16 protein-coding genes are annotated in these 17,879 nt (G+C 55.4%); 7 read left to right on the forward strand and 9 right to left on the reverse strand.

All coding sequences use genetic code 11. The features are described 5' to 3' along the window. The first annotated feature begins 336 nt into the window (after positions 1-336). The 6 genes from ABKW30_RS20980 to ABKW30_RS21005 all read left to right on the forward strand — a co-directional run bounded on the left by ABKW30_RS20980 (position 337) and on the right by ABKW30_RS21005 (position 6,353). Positions 337-588 (forward strand): DUF1427 family protein, encoded by a 252-nt coding sequence (locus ABKW30_RS20980; RefSeq protein ID WP_348600870.1) that lies wholly within the window; start codon positions 337-339, stop codon positions 586-588. 43 nt (positions 589-631) lie between these two features. Then, positions 632-1,321, forward strand: coding sequence for a hydrolase (locus ABKW30_RS20985; protein WP_348600871.1), 690 nt, complete (start codon positions 632-634; stop codon positions 1,319-1,321). A 106-nt stretch (positions 1,322-1,427) separates the two neighbouring features. After that, positions 1,428-1,898, forward strand: a complete 471-nt coding sequence (locus ABKW30_RS20990; protein ID WP_348600872.1) for a DoxX family protein — start codon at positions 1,428-1,430, stop codon at positions 1,896-1,898. Positions 1,899-1,961: 63 nt separating this feature from the next. Continuing rightward, the gene (locus tag ABKW30_RS20995) at positions 1,962-3,902 is read left to right on the forward strand and encodes an amidohydrolase (RefSeq protein WP_348600873.1); all 1,941 of its coding nucleotides are present in this window, start codon (positions 1,962-1,964) and stop codon (positions 3,900-3,902) included. Positions 3,903-4,005: 103 nt separating this feature from the next. Further along, positions 4,006-5,598, forward strand: coding sequence for an MFS transporter (locus ABKW30_RS21000; protein ID WP_348600875.1), 1,593 nt, complete (start codon positions 4,006-4,008; stop codon positions 5,596-5,598). A gap of 485 nt (positions 5,599-6,083) precedes the next feature. After that, the gene (locus ABKW30_RS21005) at positions 6,084-6,353 is read left to right on the forward strand and encodes a hypothetical protein (protein ID WP_348600877.1); all 270 of its coding nucleotides are present in this window, start codon (positions 6,084-6,086) and stop codon (positions 6,351-6,353) included. Between the two features lie 4 nt (positions 6,354-6,357). Here ABKW30_RS21005 and ABKW30_RS21010 read toward each other — a convergent pair whose 3' ends face one another. The 9 genes from ABKW30_RS21010 to ABKW30_RS21050 all read right to left on the reverse strand — a co-directional run bounded on the left by ABKW30_RS21010 (position 6,358) and on the right by ABKW30_RS21050 (position 16,355). Further along, complete coding sequence (locus tag ABKW30_RS21010) at positions 6,358-7,791, reverse strand: MFS transporter (protein WP_348600878.1); 1,434 nt, start codon at positions 7,789-7,791, stop codon at positions 6,358-6,360. 110 nt (positions 7,792-7,901) lie between these two features. Further along, entirely contained in the window at positions 7,902-8,930 is a 1,029-nt protein-coding gene (locus ABKW30_RS21015; RefSeq protein WP_348600879.1) for an aliphatic sulfonate ABC transporter substrate-binding protein, read from the reverse strand. Between the two features lie 36 nt (positions 8,931-8,966). After that, entirely contained in the window at positions 8,967-9,839 is an 873-nt protein-coding gene (locus tag ABKW30_RS21020) for an ABC transporter permease (protein ID WP_348600881.1), read from the reverse strand. Positions 9,840-9,860: 21 nt separating this feature from the next. Continuing rightward, entirely contained in the window at positions 9,861-10,697 is an 837-nt protein-coding gene (locus ABKW30_RS21025) for an ABC transporter ATP-binding protein (protein WP_348600882.1), read from the reverse strand. Between the two features lie 11 nt (positions 10,698-10,708). Next, positions 10,709-11,038: a ferredoxin family protein gene (locus ABKW30_RS21030; protein WP_348600883.1), complete on the reverse strand. Its 330-nt coding sequence runs from the start codon at positions 11,036-11,038 to the stop codon at positions 10,709-10,711. After that, positions 11,035-12,666 carry an FAD-binding protein gene (locus ABKW30_RS21035; protein WP_348600884.1) on the reverse strand — a complete coding sequence of 544 codons (1,632 nt, stop codon included), beginning with the start codon at positions 12,664-12,666 and terminating at the stop codon, positions 11,035-11,037. Before ABKW30_RS21035 ends, ABKW30_RS21030 begins: the two co-directional genes overlap by 4 nt. Positions 12,667-12,737: 71 nt before the next feature. Then, positions 12,738-13,325 (reverse strand): thioredoxin family protein, encoded by a 588-nt coding sequence (locus ABKW30_RS21040; protein WP_348600885.1) that lies wholly within the window; start codon positions 13,323-13,325, stop codon positions 12,738-12,740. A gap of 663 nt (positions 13,326-13,988) precedes the next feature. Continuing rightward, complete coding sequence (locus tag ABKW30_RS21045; protein ID WP_348600886.1) at positions 13,989-15,365, reverse strand: sulfatase-like hydrolase/transferase; 1,377 nt, start codon at positions 15,363-15,365, stop codon at positions 13,989-13,991. A gap of 48 nt (positions 15,366-15,413) precedes the next feature. Then, positions 15,414-16,355 carry a LysR family transcriptional regulator gene (locus ABKW30_RS21050; protein WP_348600887.1) on the reverse strand — a complete coding sequence of 314 codons (942 nt, stop codon included), beginning with the start codon at positions 16,353-16,355 and terminating at the stop codon, positions 15,414-15,416. A 160-nt stretch (positions 16,356-16,515) separates the two neighbouring features. Here ABKW30_RS21050 and ABKW30_RS21055 point away from each other — a divergent pair, with 160 nt between their 5' ends. Then, complete coding sequence (locus ABKW30_RS21055) at positions 16,516-17,871, forward strand: extracellular solute-binding protein (RefSeq protein ID WP_348600889.1); 1,356 nt, start codon at positions 16,516-16,518, stop codon at positions 17,869-17,871. The last annotated feature ends 8 nt before the right edge of the window (positions 17,872-17,879 follow it).

A 17,879-nucleotide genomic window follows, 5' to 3' on the forward strand; every position in this document is an offset into this window, starting at 1 on the left:
TCGCTTAGCCGAAACTACCCCCAAACAATCAATCGCTTGCCATAATTACGAATTTCACAATTCAGTATAAACACTTTATGCAATTATCAATAATTATAACCTGCGATATATAGGGGCGGTGAGAAACGTCAGGCGGCCGCCTGGGCTATGGAAAATTAATTCCATTGCCCAGTCAGACCAAAGGCTCGCACCCCGAAACCTCAATCGGGACGGATGAGTGCCACCCCGTTCTTGAGGATTTGCCGATTCTCACAGCTCGGGCCCAAACGACCCGGTCCATAAATTCTAGCCTGCGAAGCTTGAACGTCTTCAGGAATTTCTACGAGAGACCAAACCATGACCCAGCTTCAACCCTATATCATCTCACTTGTCGTCGGCCTCGGCATCGGTGTGATCTATGGCTTTGTTTCAGTCCGGTCGCCGGCACCTCCGATCATCGCTTTGCTCGGACTTCTCGGCATGCTCGCAGGCGAAGCCACGGTCCAGTGGCTGAAAGGCCATACGAACATTGTGCAGGCGTGTCTGCATGAAAAATCCTTCGCACTGAGTGCCTCTGACAAGACATCCAGTAAAAGCGATGCGGCCTGAGGCACATCATTTGCTTTTCTAAAAACCCTGCAGGAGAATCCCAATGTCCGGTAAACTTGGAGTACTAACCCCCCAAAACAGCCAGCTCATCTTCATCGATCAGCAGCCGCAGATGGCATTCGGCGTTCAGTCGATCGATCGGCAGGTCTTGAAGAACAATGTCGTAGGACTCGCCAAGGCGGCGAAAGTGTTCAATATACCAACAACCATCACCACTGTGGAAACGGAAAGCTTTTCCGGCCACACTTTTCCCGAGTTACTCGCGGTGTTTCCCGAGGCTCCCCTGCTCGAACGTACCTCGATGAACTCCTGGGATGATCTCAAAGTGCGAGAGGCTCTGGCCGTCAACGCAACTGAGGGACGCAAGAAAATCGTCGTCTCGGGCCTCTGGACCGAGGTGTGCAACAATACTTTTGCTCTTTCCTGCCTGGCCGACACCGATTACGAGATCTACATGGTGGCCGATGCTTCCGGCGGCACCTCGGCCGATGCGCATAAATACGCCATGGACCGTATGGTACAGGTGGGCGTTGTTCCCATGACCTGGCAGCAGGTTCTTCTGGAATGGCAGCGTGACTGGTCACGACGCGACACATACGACGCCGTTCTGCAAATCGTGAAGGAGCATTCCGGTGCCTATGGCATGGGTGCCGATTATGCATACACCATGGTGCATAAGGCTTCCGAGCGCGTAACGCATGGCCCCGTCCTCGCCCCCAAACCTGCAATCTGACCTCCACCACGGGATGGCTGATTCGGCGATGATATCGGACCAGCCGTCAGACCTGCGCGATGGTTGAGCAGAAGTCCGGGTGCTCTTGACTTAGGGAACTGGTTCAATGTTACTGAAAATTGAAAAGCATAGCCCTGCTTCAAAGATAATGCGCTTTGTCGCATATCTTGGCCTTTGTGCGGCTTACCTGCAAGGTGGCCTGGTCAAGCTCAGCGATTTTCCTGGCGCTATCGCTGAGATGACGCATTTCGGCTTGACGCCACCCCCACTGTTTGCCGTTCTGGTTATTGTCTTTGAGATTGTAGCTTCCGTGATGATCCTCACCGGATTTTTGCGTTGGCTCGCAGCACTTGCCCTTGGCGGCTTCACTCTCCTTGCAACGCTAATCGCATTACGGTTCTGGGAAATGCCCGCCGGACACGAGAGATTCATGGCCGCCAATTCCTTCTTCGAACATCTCGGTCTGGTTGGTGGTTTCATACTCATCGCCTGGCTCGACCTGACTGAAAAAACGTCTCACACCGTCAAGCAAAACCAAAGGAGATGGCATGACGCAGATCCGACGGGTCACTCGTAGTTTGAAGCCCACAGTTCACCAGCCTTTCCAGGCTCCGCGCAGTGCGGTCATATAGGAGGCACCATGGCCCAGACCACCCGCCGACAAATCATCGTAGGTGCAGCAGCAGCAACCCTCTTTTCATCAAGCCGGTCGCGCGCAAAGGAGAATGCAGTGCCTGTTAACGATCTGATCATCGTCAACGCCAGGGTGACGACCCTTGACCAGCAGAACCCGTCCGCAGAGGCAATCGCTATTCGGGACGGGCGATTCCTGATCGTAGGCAACGAGCCCGAGGTCCGTGCCGCTGCGCCGGATGCGAAGATTATCGATGTCAAAGGACGCCGTATCATTCCAGGTCTCATCGACAGCCACACCCACATCATTCGTGGCGGGCTGAACTATAATATGGAGCTGCGCTGGGACGGTGTGCCGAGCCTTTCCGACGCCATGACGATGCTCAAGGCTCAGGTCGACCGCACGCCCGCGCCGCAATGGGTGCGCGTTGTGGGCGGCTTCACCGAGCACCAATTCGCGGAAAAACGCCTGCCGACCCTGGATGAAATCAATGTTATAGCGCCCGACACGCCCGTTTTTATTATGCATCTTTACGACCGTGCATTGCTCAACGCGGCAGCGCTACGTGTTGTCGGCTACACGAAGGACACTCCCAATCCGCCCGGTGGCGAGATCGTTCGCGACGCCGCCGGCAATCCTGCCGGCCTCCTCCTGGCGCAGCCAAACGCCTCGATTCTTTACTCGACGTTGGCCAAAGGGCCATCGCTGCCCCCCGAGTACCAGATCAATTCGACGCGACACTTCATGCGTGAGCTCAACGCGCTCGGCGTGACAAGCGTGGTCGACGCTGGCGGCGGCTTCCAGAACTATCCAGACGATTACCAGATCATCGAGAAGCTGCATGCCGATGGCGAGATGACGGTGCGCATCAGCTATAACCTGTTCACCCAGAAGCCCAAGGAAGAGCTTGCGGATTTCTCCTCATGGGTGAAGCAGGTTTCCCCGGGCCAGGGTGACGACATCTACCGTCATAACGGCGCCGGCGAGATGTTGGTTTATTCTGCCGCCGATTTCGAGGATTTCCGCGTCGAACGACCCGAGATGCCGTCGAATATGGAAGCTGATCTCGAACCGGTTGTCCGCCTCCTGGCGGAGAATCGCTGGCCATGGCGACTGCACGCCACCTACAACGAAACAATCGATCGCGCGCTGGACGTGTTCGAGAAGGTCAACCGCGACGTCCCGCTGCAGGGCATCAACTGGTTCTTCGACCACGCCGAGACAATCAGCGACCGCAATATTGATCGGATCGCCGCGCTCGGCGGCGGCATAGCCGTACAGCATCGCATGGCGTTTCAGGGTGAGTATTTTGTTGACCGATATGGCGCGAAAGCCGCCGAACGTACACCGCCGATCCGCCGCATGATGGAAGCCGGCGTGCCCGTGGGTGCCGGGACCGACGCAACCCGCGTGGCTAGCTACAATCCTTGGGTTTCGCTCTCCTGGCTGGTCACCTCGAAGACCATTGGAGGTCTTACGCTTTATCCGCAGCATGCGCGCCTCGACCGCGAGACAGCATTGCGGTTATGGACTGAAGCCAATACCTGGTTCTCTAATGAACAGGGGAAGAAGGGACAGGTCAAGGCAGGGCAACTTGCCGATCTTGCCGTGCTTTCCGACGACTATTTCTCAGTGCCGGAAAGCGACATCGTCCACCTGCGGTCCGTCCTCACTGTTCTCGGAGGCAAGGTCGTGCATGGCGAAGGCGACTACTCACCGCTCGCGCCAAACCTTCCCGCGGCGATGCCGGACTGGTCGCCGGTCGCAACCGTCGGCGGTTATTACAAGACCAGGGAGGCTCGTGCAAAGCTGACGCTCAATTGCGGTTGTGCCAACAACTGCGCGGTGCATGGGCATGACCATGCCGCGGCTGTTGGAGCGCAAGTACCGGCTTCCGATACGCGCACATTCTGGGGGGCGCTTGGATGCGGCTGCTGGGCGGTCTGACACTGACCGTTTAAAGACACAACATGATGCGCGCCGACTGGCCTGCGACGCGCCATAAAACCCTTTAGAACTTTGTCTGCCAGGGGTGGACGAAAGGAGTATCGTGACCGAGGCACGACAGGAGAATATAAACAACACACGGGGCCCGCTGAGCTTCCGGGTCTTCCGGGCGTTATGGATCGCGACAATCGTGTCCAATGTCGGCACGTGGATGCATGACGTCGGAGCGGGCTGGCTGATGACCTCGCTGTCGCCAAGCCCGCTGCTCGTAGCACTCGTTCAGACGGCAACGACGCTGCCGATGTTCCTGCTTGCCCTTCCTGCCGGCGCGCTGGCAGACATCGTTGACCGGCGCAAAATGTTGCTTGCAGCTCAAGTACTTGGCTTGCTTGCTGCTGCCGCACTCGCGATCCTGACCCTGCAGGGGCTTACAACGCCGGAAGTTCTGCTGGCCTCGACCTTTGTGCTCGGCGTCGCTGCGGCACTCAGCTCTCCCGTGTTTCAAGCGATCGTACCAGAACTGGTGGACAAACAGGCTCTGCCGGACGCTATCGCATTGAACAGTCTTGGGGTAAACATTTCCCGGGCAATCGGGCCAGCGCTCGGTGGTATCATCGTCGCTTTTGCCGGAACACCGGCCGTCTTCGCTTTGAACGCGATTTCTGTTGTGGCAGTGCTGGCAGTGCTGTTCTTCTGGAAGCGCCCTCAAACCACTCACAGCCTACCGCCAGAGCATTTCTTCGGTGCGTTGAAGGCAGGCTACCGTTATACCCGCCATTCCCCTGCAATGCGTCTCGTTCTCATCCGGGCAGTAGGCTTCTTCCTGTTCGGAAGCGCGCTCTGGGGGATGCTGCCGCTGGTCGGTCGGCGCGGGCTTGGACTTGACGCAGCCGGCTACGGAGCCCTTCTCGGATCTATGGGAGTGGGAGCGGTGCTTGGCGCAATCCTGCTAAAGCAGTTGCGGAAGAGGATTTCCGCCAACGCAATATCCATCGGCGCGACCTTGCTCTTTGCGCTGGCCACACTGGCACTTGCCCTCGTTCCCAGTATCTGGATTGCCGGATCGGTCATGTTCCTGGCGGGCCTCGCATGGATTGGGATGTTGACCTCACTGAACGTCGCGGCCCAAATGGCCTCACCGGGATGGGTGAAAGCGCGGGCGCTTGCCGTATACCTGCTTGTCATGCAAGGTGGAATGACCGGTGGCAGCCTTCTATGGGGCACCCTTGCCAGCAGCACAAGCGTCAAAACCGCACTGACGGTCGCAGCCATCGGACAGGCCGCGGCTTTGATCCTCGCTTTGCGATGGCGTTTGCCGCAGGACTTGTCGACCGATCTGGCGCCATCAAACCACTGGGCGGAACCCGTCGTGTCGGTTCAGCCGGCGGACGACCGTGGTCCGGTCCTCATCGAGATCGAATATGAAGTCGAGCCTGCAAGGCTTGCGGAATTTGTGAAAGCCCTGCGGCTCTTCCGTTCCCAACGATATCGCGATGGCGCCATCCGTTGGGATGTATGGGAGGATGTCGCTGAGCCGGGTCGAGTTATCGAAAGCTTTGTCGTCGAGAGCTGGATCGAGCATCAGCGCCAACATGCAAGGGTAACACATGCTGATCAGCTCGATCAGCAAACACTTCATAAATTCCATAGAGGCGGAAAGCCTCCCGTCGTGCGGCATTTTCTGAGGTCACTGTGATCAACCGGACATGATCGCAGATGGACATCCCGCCGTACTTCGTGTTGCCGATATTGGGCTCTGAGCGCACTCCGGAAACCGTGCAGTCAGGTCGCCTTTTGAAGAGGAACGGTTCGAGAAGCTCTTGCGCCAGTTCTGCTCCGAGCCCCTTTCGGCAGGCTTGTGGACATGATGTGGAGTCCAATCCGCGTATCACCATACCGGCCCCCGCCATGTTGTGGCTGCACCCTGGAGGTCTCAAACGTGTACCCACCCGATCATTCGTTCACGCCGTCAAAAAAGTCCTTGCATGAACTGGGCATCCATACATGACCCGCCTGTTCTTTATGGTTAGGGTCTTGCCCCGGACCAAAGTTATCACTTGGTAGTCAATGGGGGCAAAAATTGTCTCACCAGAACATTCACATTCGAAGATGCCATCCACACTCCTCTCGATGAATGCGACTGGCAAACAGAGAAGCCTGCCCTGGAAGCATGGGGGCGATATGACGATCAACTTCGACCGTGTAATGGATAGTGTGCGGGTTGAAGGTGGTATCGCGATCGCTGAACCGGACGAACAACTACCCGGAGCGCTGTCTTTGGATCAAAGTGGGCGTGCATTGGAGTTCCAACCGAGTAACCCATGGCGCATTGGATCATATGAAGTACGGTTTTCCAAGCGCCTGGAGAGGACGCGAGCGGCAACAGGCCTGCCGAAGCGTTGGATAAAACTCACGGGCTTTAAGTTCAGCACTGAATTTTGGGGCTTTTGATTGATCAAACCTTGAGTACATGCCCGGAAACCTCTGCGCCGGCGTTGCTTTCCAGTCTGAGGAACCTCAGTGCAGATACCACGCCGATAAAACCCATAATGAAAAAGGCCGTCCGGAAATCTGTCAGGGACGTCGTGAGATTGCCATGAACAACCTGCGACAGGTTCAGAACGAAAGCGGAGAGGGCGACCCCCAGCAGCATCGACATCTGCTGCAGCATGCTTGAAAGCGTTGAAGCCGAACTGCGCAGCCCGGCATTGATGTCAGCGAAGGTCAATGTGTTCAGCGCAGTAAACTGCATCGACCGCGATAGACCGGCGACAAGCAAAAGTCCAAACGTTGCAAACTCAGGTGTGGTTGCAGACAATAACGAACATGCAGCGAGCGACAGGGATGCTATCAGCCCGTTGAAGCAGAGGATGGAGCGGAAGCCAAAACGACGCAAGAGCGGCGTGGTAACGACTTTCATGCCGAGATTGCCAGCGAAATATACGAGGATGAAAGTTCCCGTCTTGATGGCACTGAAGCCAAATCCTACCTGAAACAGCAGAGGCAGCAAAAATGGGGCGGAGTTTATCGACACTCGACCTGCTGTTCCAGCCGTGGCGGTAGCGAGAGCGAATGTCCGGATACCAAAAACCGACAGGTCAAGCAGTGGGTATCTCGTCCCAAGCAAGTGTCGTGCCGCTAACACCGATAGCGTTCCACCTGCAACCAGCATGACACTGGCGATGTATGGTTCGCGCATACCATGAGCAAAGGACTCCAGACTGGAAAGGAGCAGAGCCAGCCCTGCCGCCGAGAGCGCAAAACCTTTCCGGTCAAACTTTGTGGCAGACGCATCCCGATAGTCCGGCACGAACTTCAACATCAGCAAAATACCAATTACGCCAAGCGGAATGTTGATGAAAAAGTTCCAGTGCCAGCTGAACCACGTAGTGATGAAACTCCCAAGAACCGGGCCAATGACAGGTGCGAAGAGCGCTGGCCAGGTAATCAGGGCGATGGCGGATACGAGCTCGGATTTTTCAGCGTTGCGAAGTACAATCATGCGGCCAACCGGAGTCATGAGGGCGCTGCCGATACCCTGAACTGCCCGTGCGCCGACGAATTGCCATAGGTTGTCCGACAGGCCGCACGCAAGCGAAGCTATCGTGAAAATGCCGATCGCTGTAATAAACACATTGCGCGAGCCGTAACGATCGCCAAGCCAACCTGACAAGGGAATGAACACCGCCATCGACAGCATATAAATCGTGATGCCGACACTCATCGCTACTGGTTCCACGCCAAACGACAGCGCCATTTGGGGCAAGGAAGTCGTAATTATCGTCCCATCAAGCATCTGCATGAAAAACGCTACCGCAACGACGAGGGCAACAAGGCGAGGTTGTCGCGTTGCGGCGGTGTTTGCGCCCTCCGAAAGTGTCGTTGTCATTTCATAGCCTCAATGCATCCGTGCTGCATGGCCATGAATTTACGTGGCCCATGAAAGTATGTCGGGCCCGTAACTCGGGCCCGGGAATTGTTTTGTCAATTCATAACGGTCTATTGGTTTGCGTCGGCTTCTTTATAGGCGGCATCAAGATAGCTCGTATTGACCCATTTGCTGTAGTCGATGGTACCTTTCAGCAGCTTTGCCTCCGCCATAAATTTTTCTTCTTCCTTCAGCGAATTCAGCGCTTCGTCCGTAATTTTTGGATCCTGATAGAACAAGCCGTCCTGATAGGTCTTTCGCACGGATTTCTCAGATGATTTGGTCTCGTCGACAAAAATCTTGATTGTTTCGTCAGGATGCGCATCTGCCCAACGTGAAATCTGGATATCAACCTTCAACAGACGCTGGACGAGATCAGGATATTTTGCAGCAAAGGGTCCATTTACCGAAATGACGTTTGGAACGGCCCATTCAGGATGTTCGGATCCATCCAGTAAAATGCGCGCCTGACCCGTATCTACCAATTTGGCCGCCGTACTGTCTGTCTCTACGATTGCGTCGATGTCTCCACGAAGCAACGCGGGACCAGATGCCTCGAAGGGGAGGTTCAAAGACTCGACGTCGTCTGTCTTCAGACCTGCGGCCTTCAGGGCTTTGCTGAAGTTCGAATGGCGGACTGTCCCGGCGAGGTACGCAACCTTTTTGCCTTTGAGATCCCCAACGGTCTTCAGAGGTGAATTCGTTGGAACAATAATGGCCGATCCGCCACTTTTGACAAAACTGGAAAGACCGATGAGCTTTACGTCAGCGCCGGAGGCCGCGACCCGCAGGGCCGGGTTGTTGCCGGTGTAGGTAAATTCAATTGCACCCGTTGCGAGGGCAGTTGTTGCTTCGGAGCCGCCACCGGTAAAGGTGACCAGATCGATTTTGATGCCGTCCCTGGCAAATTCTTTCTCCAGCCAGCCGTCATGCTGGGCCAGAATGAATTTCAAATGTCCGGGGGCCGTGCTGCCGATACGGATTACGTCGGGCTTATCCTGTGCAATGGCAGGAAAAGTCAAACTCGCCAATCCCACCGCGGAAGCCGCAATGGCCCTGATGAGAGTTCGGCGCAGAACGCCATTGATTGAGTTTGTCATGATGGTTCCTTCGTTGGCGTGTTAAAGAAATAAAAATCAGTGGGTTGATGTGTCGGATTGGCCTTTCCAGGCGGTCGCCCAGCGTTCGAACCACACAAGGAGATAGTTCACGATCAAGCCGATCAGGGTCATGGTGAGAATGCCCGCATACATGTCGCCGGTTTCCATCATCAGCTGTGATTGCTGGATGAGAAAGCCAAGGCCGGATTTTGCGGCCAGCATCTCAGCGCCAATGACTGCAAAGATGGATGATTTCACAGCCAACCGTGCGCCCGCGACGATGGATGGAATGCTTGCCGGGAGGATCACTTTCCTGAACAGATCGAAGTCGGACGTGCCCATCGAGCGTGCGGCTTTCAAGAGCAGGGGATCAACAGCTTTGACGCCGCTGATCGTATTCACCAGAAGGAAGAACACGGAAGAGTAGAATGTGATTGCGATCTTGGAGGCCTCGCCTATGCCAAGCAAGAGAATAAAAACTGGCAGCAGTGCAAATTGTGAAGTGTTGCGAAGGGTCTGCACCAGCAGATCGGATACTTTCTCGAAGAGCGAATATCGCCCCATCAAAAAACCCAGCGGAACGGCCACAATCGTTGCCAGCCCAAAGCCGATTGCTGCCCGTTGAAGACTGATGCCGATATGTTTTGCCAGGACGCCGCTTTCGGCCAATCCTATCCAGGAGCGGCAAACATCGCTGAGCGGCGGAAAGAATATCGGGTTCAGCCAGCCAAGTCGTGGCGCAATTTCCCAAAGCAGGAAGAACAGCGCAAGCAAGGGTAGTCCATAGCTGAAAGTGCCGTCTCCGCGCGAAATTTTCTGCTTTCTGACAGTTCGCACCGGAGCAGAGGGGGGCCGTTTTTCGGGTGCAAGCCTGATGCCGATGCCAGGTTTTTCGCTGATGTAGGCCATTTTTTCCTGTTCCCTCGTTCATTAACTGGCATAGGCCGGTGACAACGCCCAGTCCTTTTGTGCCTTGTTGACTTCGTCCTTCAACGCTTCCCAAACCCGGGCACGATGCGCATTGAATTCAGCGCTTGACCGGATATCGCCGTCGCGGGGCCTTGGCAGATCGATGTCAATGATCTCTTTCACCGTGCCAGGCCGTGCCGTCATCACAACGATGCGATCTGCCAGATAGATTGCCTCGTCGATGGAGTGGGTAACAAAGATCACGGTGGTATTGATCTTTTCCCAGATCTTCAAAAGTTCGCTCTGCAGTATCTCTCGAGTCTGCGCATCGAGAGCCGCAAACGGTTCATCCATGAGCAGTACTTCGGGATTACTCGCCAGAGCGCGCGCGATTGCCACGCGCTGCTGCATTCCACCAGAGAGCTGGTTGGGGTAGCGATCCTCAAAACCTGAAAGACCAAACAAGGCCAAAAAGTAACGGGCGCGATCGGTGCGTTCACGCTTGGACACGCCTTTTACTTCCAACGCATATTCGATATTCGACAGCGCTGTGCGCCACGGGAAGAGCGCGTACTGCTGGAAAACATAGCCCGTCTTTGGATCGGGCTTGGTGATGGTGGTACCATCCAGTTGCACAACGCCCTTTGTTGCTTGCGTCAGTCCGCCAATAATATCGAGCAACACTGACTTGCCACTGCCGCTCGGGCCGACGAGTGTAATGAACTCGCCCTTGCGGATGTTCAGATCGACACCGTCAAGAACGGTAACCCGGTCAGTCTCTAGTCCATCGACAGCAACATATTGACCCGGCTTGAGCTGGAATGTCTTCCTGATGTCTGAAACAACGATACGGTCCATGTCTTTCTCCTTCAGACGGCCGCGACACGTATGCGGTGTGTCGGATCATTTTCGGTTCCACCGGCCTTGCCGCGCTTCCACCCCAGCGCCCGTGCATAGCTTCCAAATAAATTGCGCTGCTCAACTTCCGCCTCGGTGATCGAAAGTGGTCCGTCTGCCCGATGCGCGACATACAGTGCATCGGCAGGGCAATAGATTTCGCACAGATAGCAGGTCTGGCAATCATCCTGCCGGGCGATGATCGGTGCGGAATCCGAGACAGCGTCGAACACGTTAGCCGGACAGATTTTCACGCATATATCGCACTCAATGCAGCGGGTTTCAGAGATGATCTCGATCATGACGCGATCCCCTCGCGCCCCGGTTCGGACCGACTGATGCTGAGATTGTCCACGCCTCCAACAATGATCCGGCGTGCAAATGATAAATCATTACCCGGACGGTCCAGGCGCCTGTGCATGCCGCGGCTTTCATCCCGGGCAAGAGCAGAGGCAACCGACCACCGCGCAGAGGCTGCGATCGATGCTGCTTCCCGACTGCGCACGCGCTCCGGGCCATCTGCGTAAAGGTGCTGGCGGACATCCTGCCAAAGGTTTTCCAGACGCTCGCCACTGGTTTGCAAAGTTGTACCTTGTCTAAAATAATTCTTCTCAAGCGGAATGACTTCGGCGCGAACAGCATCGATAATATCAGCGCTCCGCAGATCACGGCGCGCATTGCCGGAAGGTCGCAATCCGGCTTCCCCCAATGGTTTTGATACGGAACGAAAAGCTTTCCGGGCGGATTTGCGTGAATGAGTGGCTGCGCCTTTTCCGGACCACCAGCCACTGGCAATCGCCCATGAAGAATTGACCGCACCTCCGCCTGAAACCGCGCCTGTCATGTTCTCCCGGCTTGCTGCATCTCCGGCAACGTAAAGCCCCGGTACTCCTGTACCACAATCAGATGTGGCAAGCATGATGCCCCCCGTGCCACGCACTGTGCCTTCTGCCCGTAGCGTTATGCGAAACAAATCCTTGAACGGATCGATGCCAGCTCGGTCGTGGGGCACGAAACAATTGGGCTGGCCGCGGCGTAGCCAGTCCTGCAGAGCGGACTCAGCTTGATCCAGACGGGCATATACAGGGCCTTCGATCAGGGCTTTCGCTATATCTTTTTCTCGTTCTCCAATTCCATTGGAGACCTGGTCGCCATTGGCATCCAGCAGCGGCGACCCGTCTTCCCGATAGAAGGTAGCCCATCGATAGGGAAGTCCCTTGTTAAGCGATGTTTCAAACGGGGCAAGCGTGTATTTGCCCGTGAATTCCATGCCGGAAAGATTTGCGCCGGCCTCCGCGGCCATGAGATAGCCATCGCCGGTCAAGCCGGTCGCCCCAAGAATGCGTTCGTGGAAGGCGCAGCCTCCTGTCGCAAGAACGACTGCCTTGGCCTCGACACTCCAATTGCGGTTGCGTTGCCGGTCAACACCGCTTGCTCCTGTGACGGCATCTCCGTCTGACAGGAGCTCAAGCGCCGGGTGGTGATCAAGGACAGTGACGCCAGCCTTCAATACCCTCCTGCGCATGAAACGCATGTAATCTGGACCACGAAGATTGGCGATGTAAAGCTGACCATCATCTTCATGCGGAAAGAGATAACCCCATTCGGACAACTTCAACAGATTGTCATAGGCCTGATCAACACAGCGAAGCATCCAGCGTTGATCTGCCAGACCGCCGGTTCGCTGCCAGCGACGCTCGACGGCCTGACCGCGGTTCTCACCAGGCGGCACACACCATGTTCCTGTATTGGATGGAGCGGTTGCACCGCTTGTCCCAAGGTATCCCTTATCGGCAAGGATTACACGTGCGCCGTCCTCGGCTGCCGCCAGCGCAGCCCAGGCGCCGGATGGTCCACCGCCCAGCACCAGCACATCAGCCTGCAGCTGCAGCGGATCGCTGCTCGCCGATTTTACCAGATTGGGTGACATGAGAATTCCAATAATTTGACGCGGCCAGCCTTGCCTGGTCGCCAATCCTGCCGCGTCATGCCAGACAGCGCTCAGGCGGCATTCGAAAGCGAGGAGGGCTGGTTGCCTTCGATCCATTTGATGTTGCAGCCGATTGATGCAACCTGGTTCGGCAAAGGTGCTTTTCCTGACAGGACTGCGTCTGCTGCCGCTCTCAGATCCGCGCCCGTTACGGGCTTGCCATTTCCCGGGCGGGCATCATCGAACTGACCATGATAAACCAGACGACGGTCCGCATCGAAGAGAAAGAGGTCTGGGGTGCATGCCGCCCCATAAGCTTTCGCAACCTCCTGTGACCCGTCTTTCAGATAAGGGAAGGAATAGCCAAAATTTGCCACTTCCTCGCCAATGCGCGCGACGGATTCCTCTGGATGATTGTCAGCGTCATTGCTGTTTATGGCAATGATCTGCAGTCCTTGCGGTGCGTAATCGCGTCCAAACTGTGCCAGTGCGTCACGGATGAGAACAACGAATGGGCATCGGTTTGAAATGAAGGCGACAAGAAGTGCCGGCTTCTGCGCAAAGCTGGAGAGCTCGACAATGTGGCCTTTGGAGTCAGGCAGTTTGAAATCAGCTGCTTGTGTCCCAAGCACGATCCGGTTCGATTCTGTTTTAGGCATGCAAGCCTCCCAGTTGAATGTGAAAATTGCTGACGGGGCTCGAATGCGAGCCAGCGTTGCAATACACTACTCAACCGGTAGAGAATTGGGAGGAATGATTTTCTTGTATTCGTACAAGTTATGGTCGCATAGTCCAATTCAAGGAGAATAGTTGAAATAGCTGGCAGCGCGTGAAGGAGTTTTCGAGACCAAGCGGGCAAGGAGGCCAATCCGAGGAGCACCTCCGCGCTTCGTCAATCAAGCAATACTTTACTTTCATTGATGCGGGTTAACATCAGAGCTCGATGGCAGCCGATTGATTTCGCAAAAGCGGCATTGACCGACGGTTTGGCGCTTCCATACCGACCCGATGAAAACATAATACAAAGCTCACTACTAAACAGACCTGGCGCAGTTTATGCTGGTCCCTGAACCTGAAACCGATGTTCCCATGCGCGAGAACTTCGGCACGATGCGGCATTTCAGACAGCGTTGTATGTACAACTCGCGGACCTCGTCAGCGGCTGGCCGACAATGCTCTCCAGGTTGCAAAGCATGCGGTGCTTTGGCTTGCCGAGGTAGAGGAGCCACGGCAGAATCAATCGTAGATCAAACCCCTGCCTGAAAAATGACATCGGCGCGGCAAGCCGGTAGAAGAACTTGATCTTCAGTGGCGACTGCCAACTATTCCAAGGGGTCTATTTCTCGCTCGCGATCGACGGCATCAATCAGATCGGTGGCATTCAAACGATATTGTCTGGGAAAGCGTGGCCTGGCATCCCGGATTTCAGGAACGTGCCCGTCTTCGATTTCACCAATCCATCGCAGCAGCCGATTTTTCAAATCATCTGCAACTTCGCGAAAGGAGGTCAACCCGACAAGATTAACCATCTCGTACGGGTCGTTATCGAGATCGTAGAGATAATGCTCCCGGTAAATATCTGAACGCGGCTGGTCCTTGTCATATTCGGAGGTGACCCCATATTTCCAGCGTTGCGTTCGCAATGCCCTGCCTGTTTCGGTTTCCGATATCTGGAAGAAAACATCGTCACGCCAGGGAGCTCTGTGATCGCGAATAACCGGAATAACCGACTTGCCGGTCATAACTCCAGGTATCTCAAGACCGGCGGCGTCAATGAGAGTCGGTGCAACGTCAACTGTTGAAAACAGCGCACGCACCTGGCCTCCGCCCATAAATCCGGGACCCGTAATCATCGTCGGAACGCGTACGGCGCTTTCGTGACAGGAACGCTTGTATTCGCTGTTACGCGTCTTGAAATGACATGCGTGATCGGACGTAAACATGACGATGGTGTCATCAAGCAGATCCAGACTTTTCAATGCGTCGACAAGCCGGCCGAACGCTTCATCGAGCCGTTTCACCATCCCGTAATAACCGCCGAGATGCCACGTGCTCGTGCCTTTGAGCGTTGCAAGATCTGGTGGAGTCCACAAATTGGCATCCATAGCTTCACGATATCCGTCAGGAGCAGGGTAGGCATCAGTGTGATTTTGGTGGTGCGGCTCCAGGAAGGAGACAAAAAGAAAGAATGGATCATCCGAATTTTCGTCGCAGTACCGAATTGCAGCGTCAGTCAGCGCGTCAACCCTGTAGCCCGGCAGCTTCTTCTTTCGGTCGTCGACGTCGTAAACAACAGTGTCGTACGCGTCTGAAGTAAACTCCAGAAGGTTTGCGGCCAGCCAGCTCTGATAGCCGCCGCGCTCTTCCCTGGGCACCGGATCAGACCCACCCAGGTGCCACTTGCCGATGTAACCGGTTTTGTAGCCGTTTCGAGCGAAAACCCTGGCCATCGTCTCGGCATTGTCCGCCAGCGGGATGCCGTTGCGGAATACGCCGGTTTGTGTCGCGAACTGCCCCGTCTGCATCGAGGAGCGGGCCGGCCCACAAAGCGGTTGGCTGGTAAAGGAGTGGTAAAGGTGTGTTCCGGATAGGGCAAGGCGATCGAAATTGGGGGTGAGTCCCATCGGGTTGCCGTGAACACCCGTTGTGTCGTGGCGTTGCTGATCGGTAAAAAATACGATGACATTTGGCTTGCGCATGAGTGTATCACTTTCAATTTTGGCAGAACCATAGAAACTTCAGTCCGTTCAGGGAAATGACTTTCGGGCCGCTTTGTCATTACCTTCCGGAATACCGGGAGACGCATAGCTCGCCAGTTCCGGCAGCAGATCAAGCGCACGACGCATAATCGGGAACTCCCGGGAAGATTGTCGATACCACGCGCCGGATGGAAACGACCAGATAGGCGATGCCAGACGCAAAGGCACGAGATCGAATTGCGAGGCGACCTTCGTCAAGGAAAGAGGCGCAGCGGTAAGATAATCAGTTCCGCTGACGATCCGGAAGCTCGCGGCCAGCGCCTCGACTTCCATGGCGATTTCCGGCGGTGCGAGACAGCTATCGCTGAGATATGTCGATAGTCTCGATACAATCATGGCATCGCGGCGATAAATGACCCATCTTCGGTTGGCCAGGTCGAAGGGGTGGATACCATCTGACCGCGCCAATGGATCGTGCCGCCAGCAATAGGGTACAATCTCCACATTCATAATTTCGGCGGTTTCGATGCCTTCGGGTGGCCGGTCATGCAGTGCACCGAGCATCAAATCAACCTTCCCGGCAACAAGGCGGGGAAGCGTGAGCCCTGCTACATTGAAATCGAGGCGCAGCTTTGTTTCCGGAAACTCTTTGCTTAAATGCCTGGTAAGGTCCGGCGCGATTTCCATATGAAATGCCGCGCCCGCGCCAATGGAAAACCGAGACACCGAGCCAGTCACCATAGAACGAATCTCTTCGCGCGACTGGCGGTAGTGCAGGTCAATGCTTCTCGCACGTTCCTGGAGCTTTGCGCCTGCGCGTGTCAGCACCATGCCGCGCGACGTTCGCTGGAAGAAGGGGGTGCCGTACTCTCTTTCAAGGCGGCGGATGATTTTCGTCAAAGCGGGCTGGGTCAGGCCCACACGGCTGGCAGCGGATGTCAGATTGCCCTCTTCGGCGACCGCCAGGAAAACAATCAGGTTTTTCTCCACGATATTCCTCCAGGTTATAGGAAAAGAGAGATAGCATGCAGTTTGAGGCTGACAAGCGACATGCGTTTCCTTTCATTGCTCGGTAATAGAAAAGTTTTTCTTTCAAGATGACCGTTTTGTCCATTTACTCTGCCGGAAACAATTCCATGTGGAGGAAGCGATGAGCCTGAAGCAATTTAGCCTTGGTCTGGCGGTCAGCGCAGGAATGATCTGCGCATCTCAGGCGAGTGCCCAGGAAAGCTTCCTGGACGTGGGTGAACAAGAGCCCATCACGATCCTGATCAATGCATCGCCATGGTATAAAGGTTTCGAGAGTGTTGTCGCGCTTTACGAAGAGCAGACAGGCAACAAAGTTGAGCTTGAAGTGACCCCTTTCGATGGAATGCTCGAAAAAACCCGTTCGGCAGTACGTGGAAGTGGCGCAAGCCCCTATGACCTTGTGAACATCAACGGTAGCTCCACCGTGGAATTTTACCAGGGTGGCTTTCTGCAGCCGTTGAATGAGATCGATCCGGAATTCAAAGTGCCGAGCGAAGTCTATGCCTATGGCGATAGCGGCTGCTGGGACGACGCCAGGAAGTTCCGGACTTGCGCCTCAGGCAAGCTCATGGGGTTCTCACCCAATGGCAATGTGCAGCTTTATTATTATCGCGCGGATGTTTTTCAGGAGAAGGGGTTGAAAGTACCTGCAACATTCGATGACGTGCTTGCAAACTGCAAGGTTCTTCAAGACCCCCCCCAAACCTATGGGTACCTGCAGCGAGGCGAAAAGGGCGATGGCATCTATTACGATTGGATGGCCTATCTTCTGGGTTACGGTGGCAGGATCGAGGCCGATGCAGCGAACGGCGATTACACCGTGACCATCAACAGCCCGGAAGCAAAAGCAGCACTCGACAAGTACATCGAGGTTGCCAAAGCCTGTGGTCCGGAGAATTACGCCTCACTGGGCCAGGGAGATCTCATTCAATTGATGCAGACCGGCAAAGGCCAGCAGGCCCATGCAGTCGTGGCTGCTTTTCCGAACTTCGATAACCCGCAGAAATCAGCGGTGGTGGGTAAGATCAATGCTGCGGTGTTGCCCAAGGCAAATGCTGAAGCCAGGCCCGGGGTGGCCATCGGCAACTGGGTTTTATCAGTACCCGGGAATGCGTCTGATTCCGGTAAAAAGGGCGCGCTCGCATTCTCCAAATGGTTCCTGACCTACAAGGCGCAATACGCTTACGCAGAAGCTGGTGGTATTCCTGTCCGCGAAGATGTGTTTTCATCCGATCTTAAGGATAGACCGGAGTTCCGCTGGATGCCTGCTTACCAGGAGGAAATCAAATACGGTCAGCAGATGCTCGGTTATGCGGAAGGTCCAGCGGTCAATCAGGTGCTCGGATTGCGTCTGAACCAGGCTTTGATCGGTGAGTTGAGTTCCGCAGCCGCGCTCAACCGGGCCGCGAAGGATATCGAGGCGCTCTTCGGCAAAAGCGGGCGTAAGACAGGCTCATTACCCCCGCTCGCCGAATAGCCCGACAT

Origin of the sequence: Phyllobacterium sp. SB3, from assembly GCF_040009165.1 — a bacterium.
GTDB lineage: Bacteria > Pseudomonadota > Alphaproteobacteria > Rhizobiales > Rhizobiaceae > Phyllobacterium.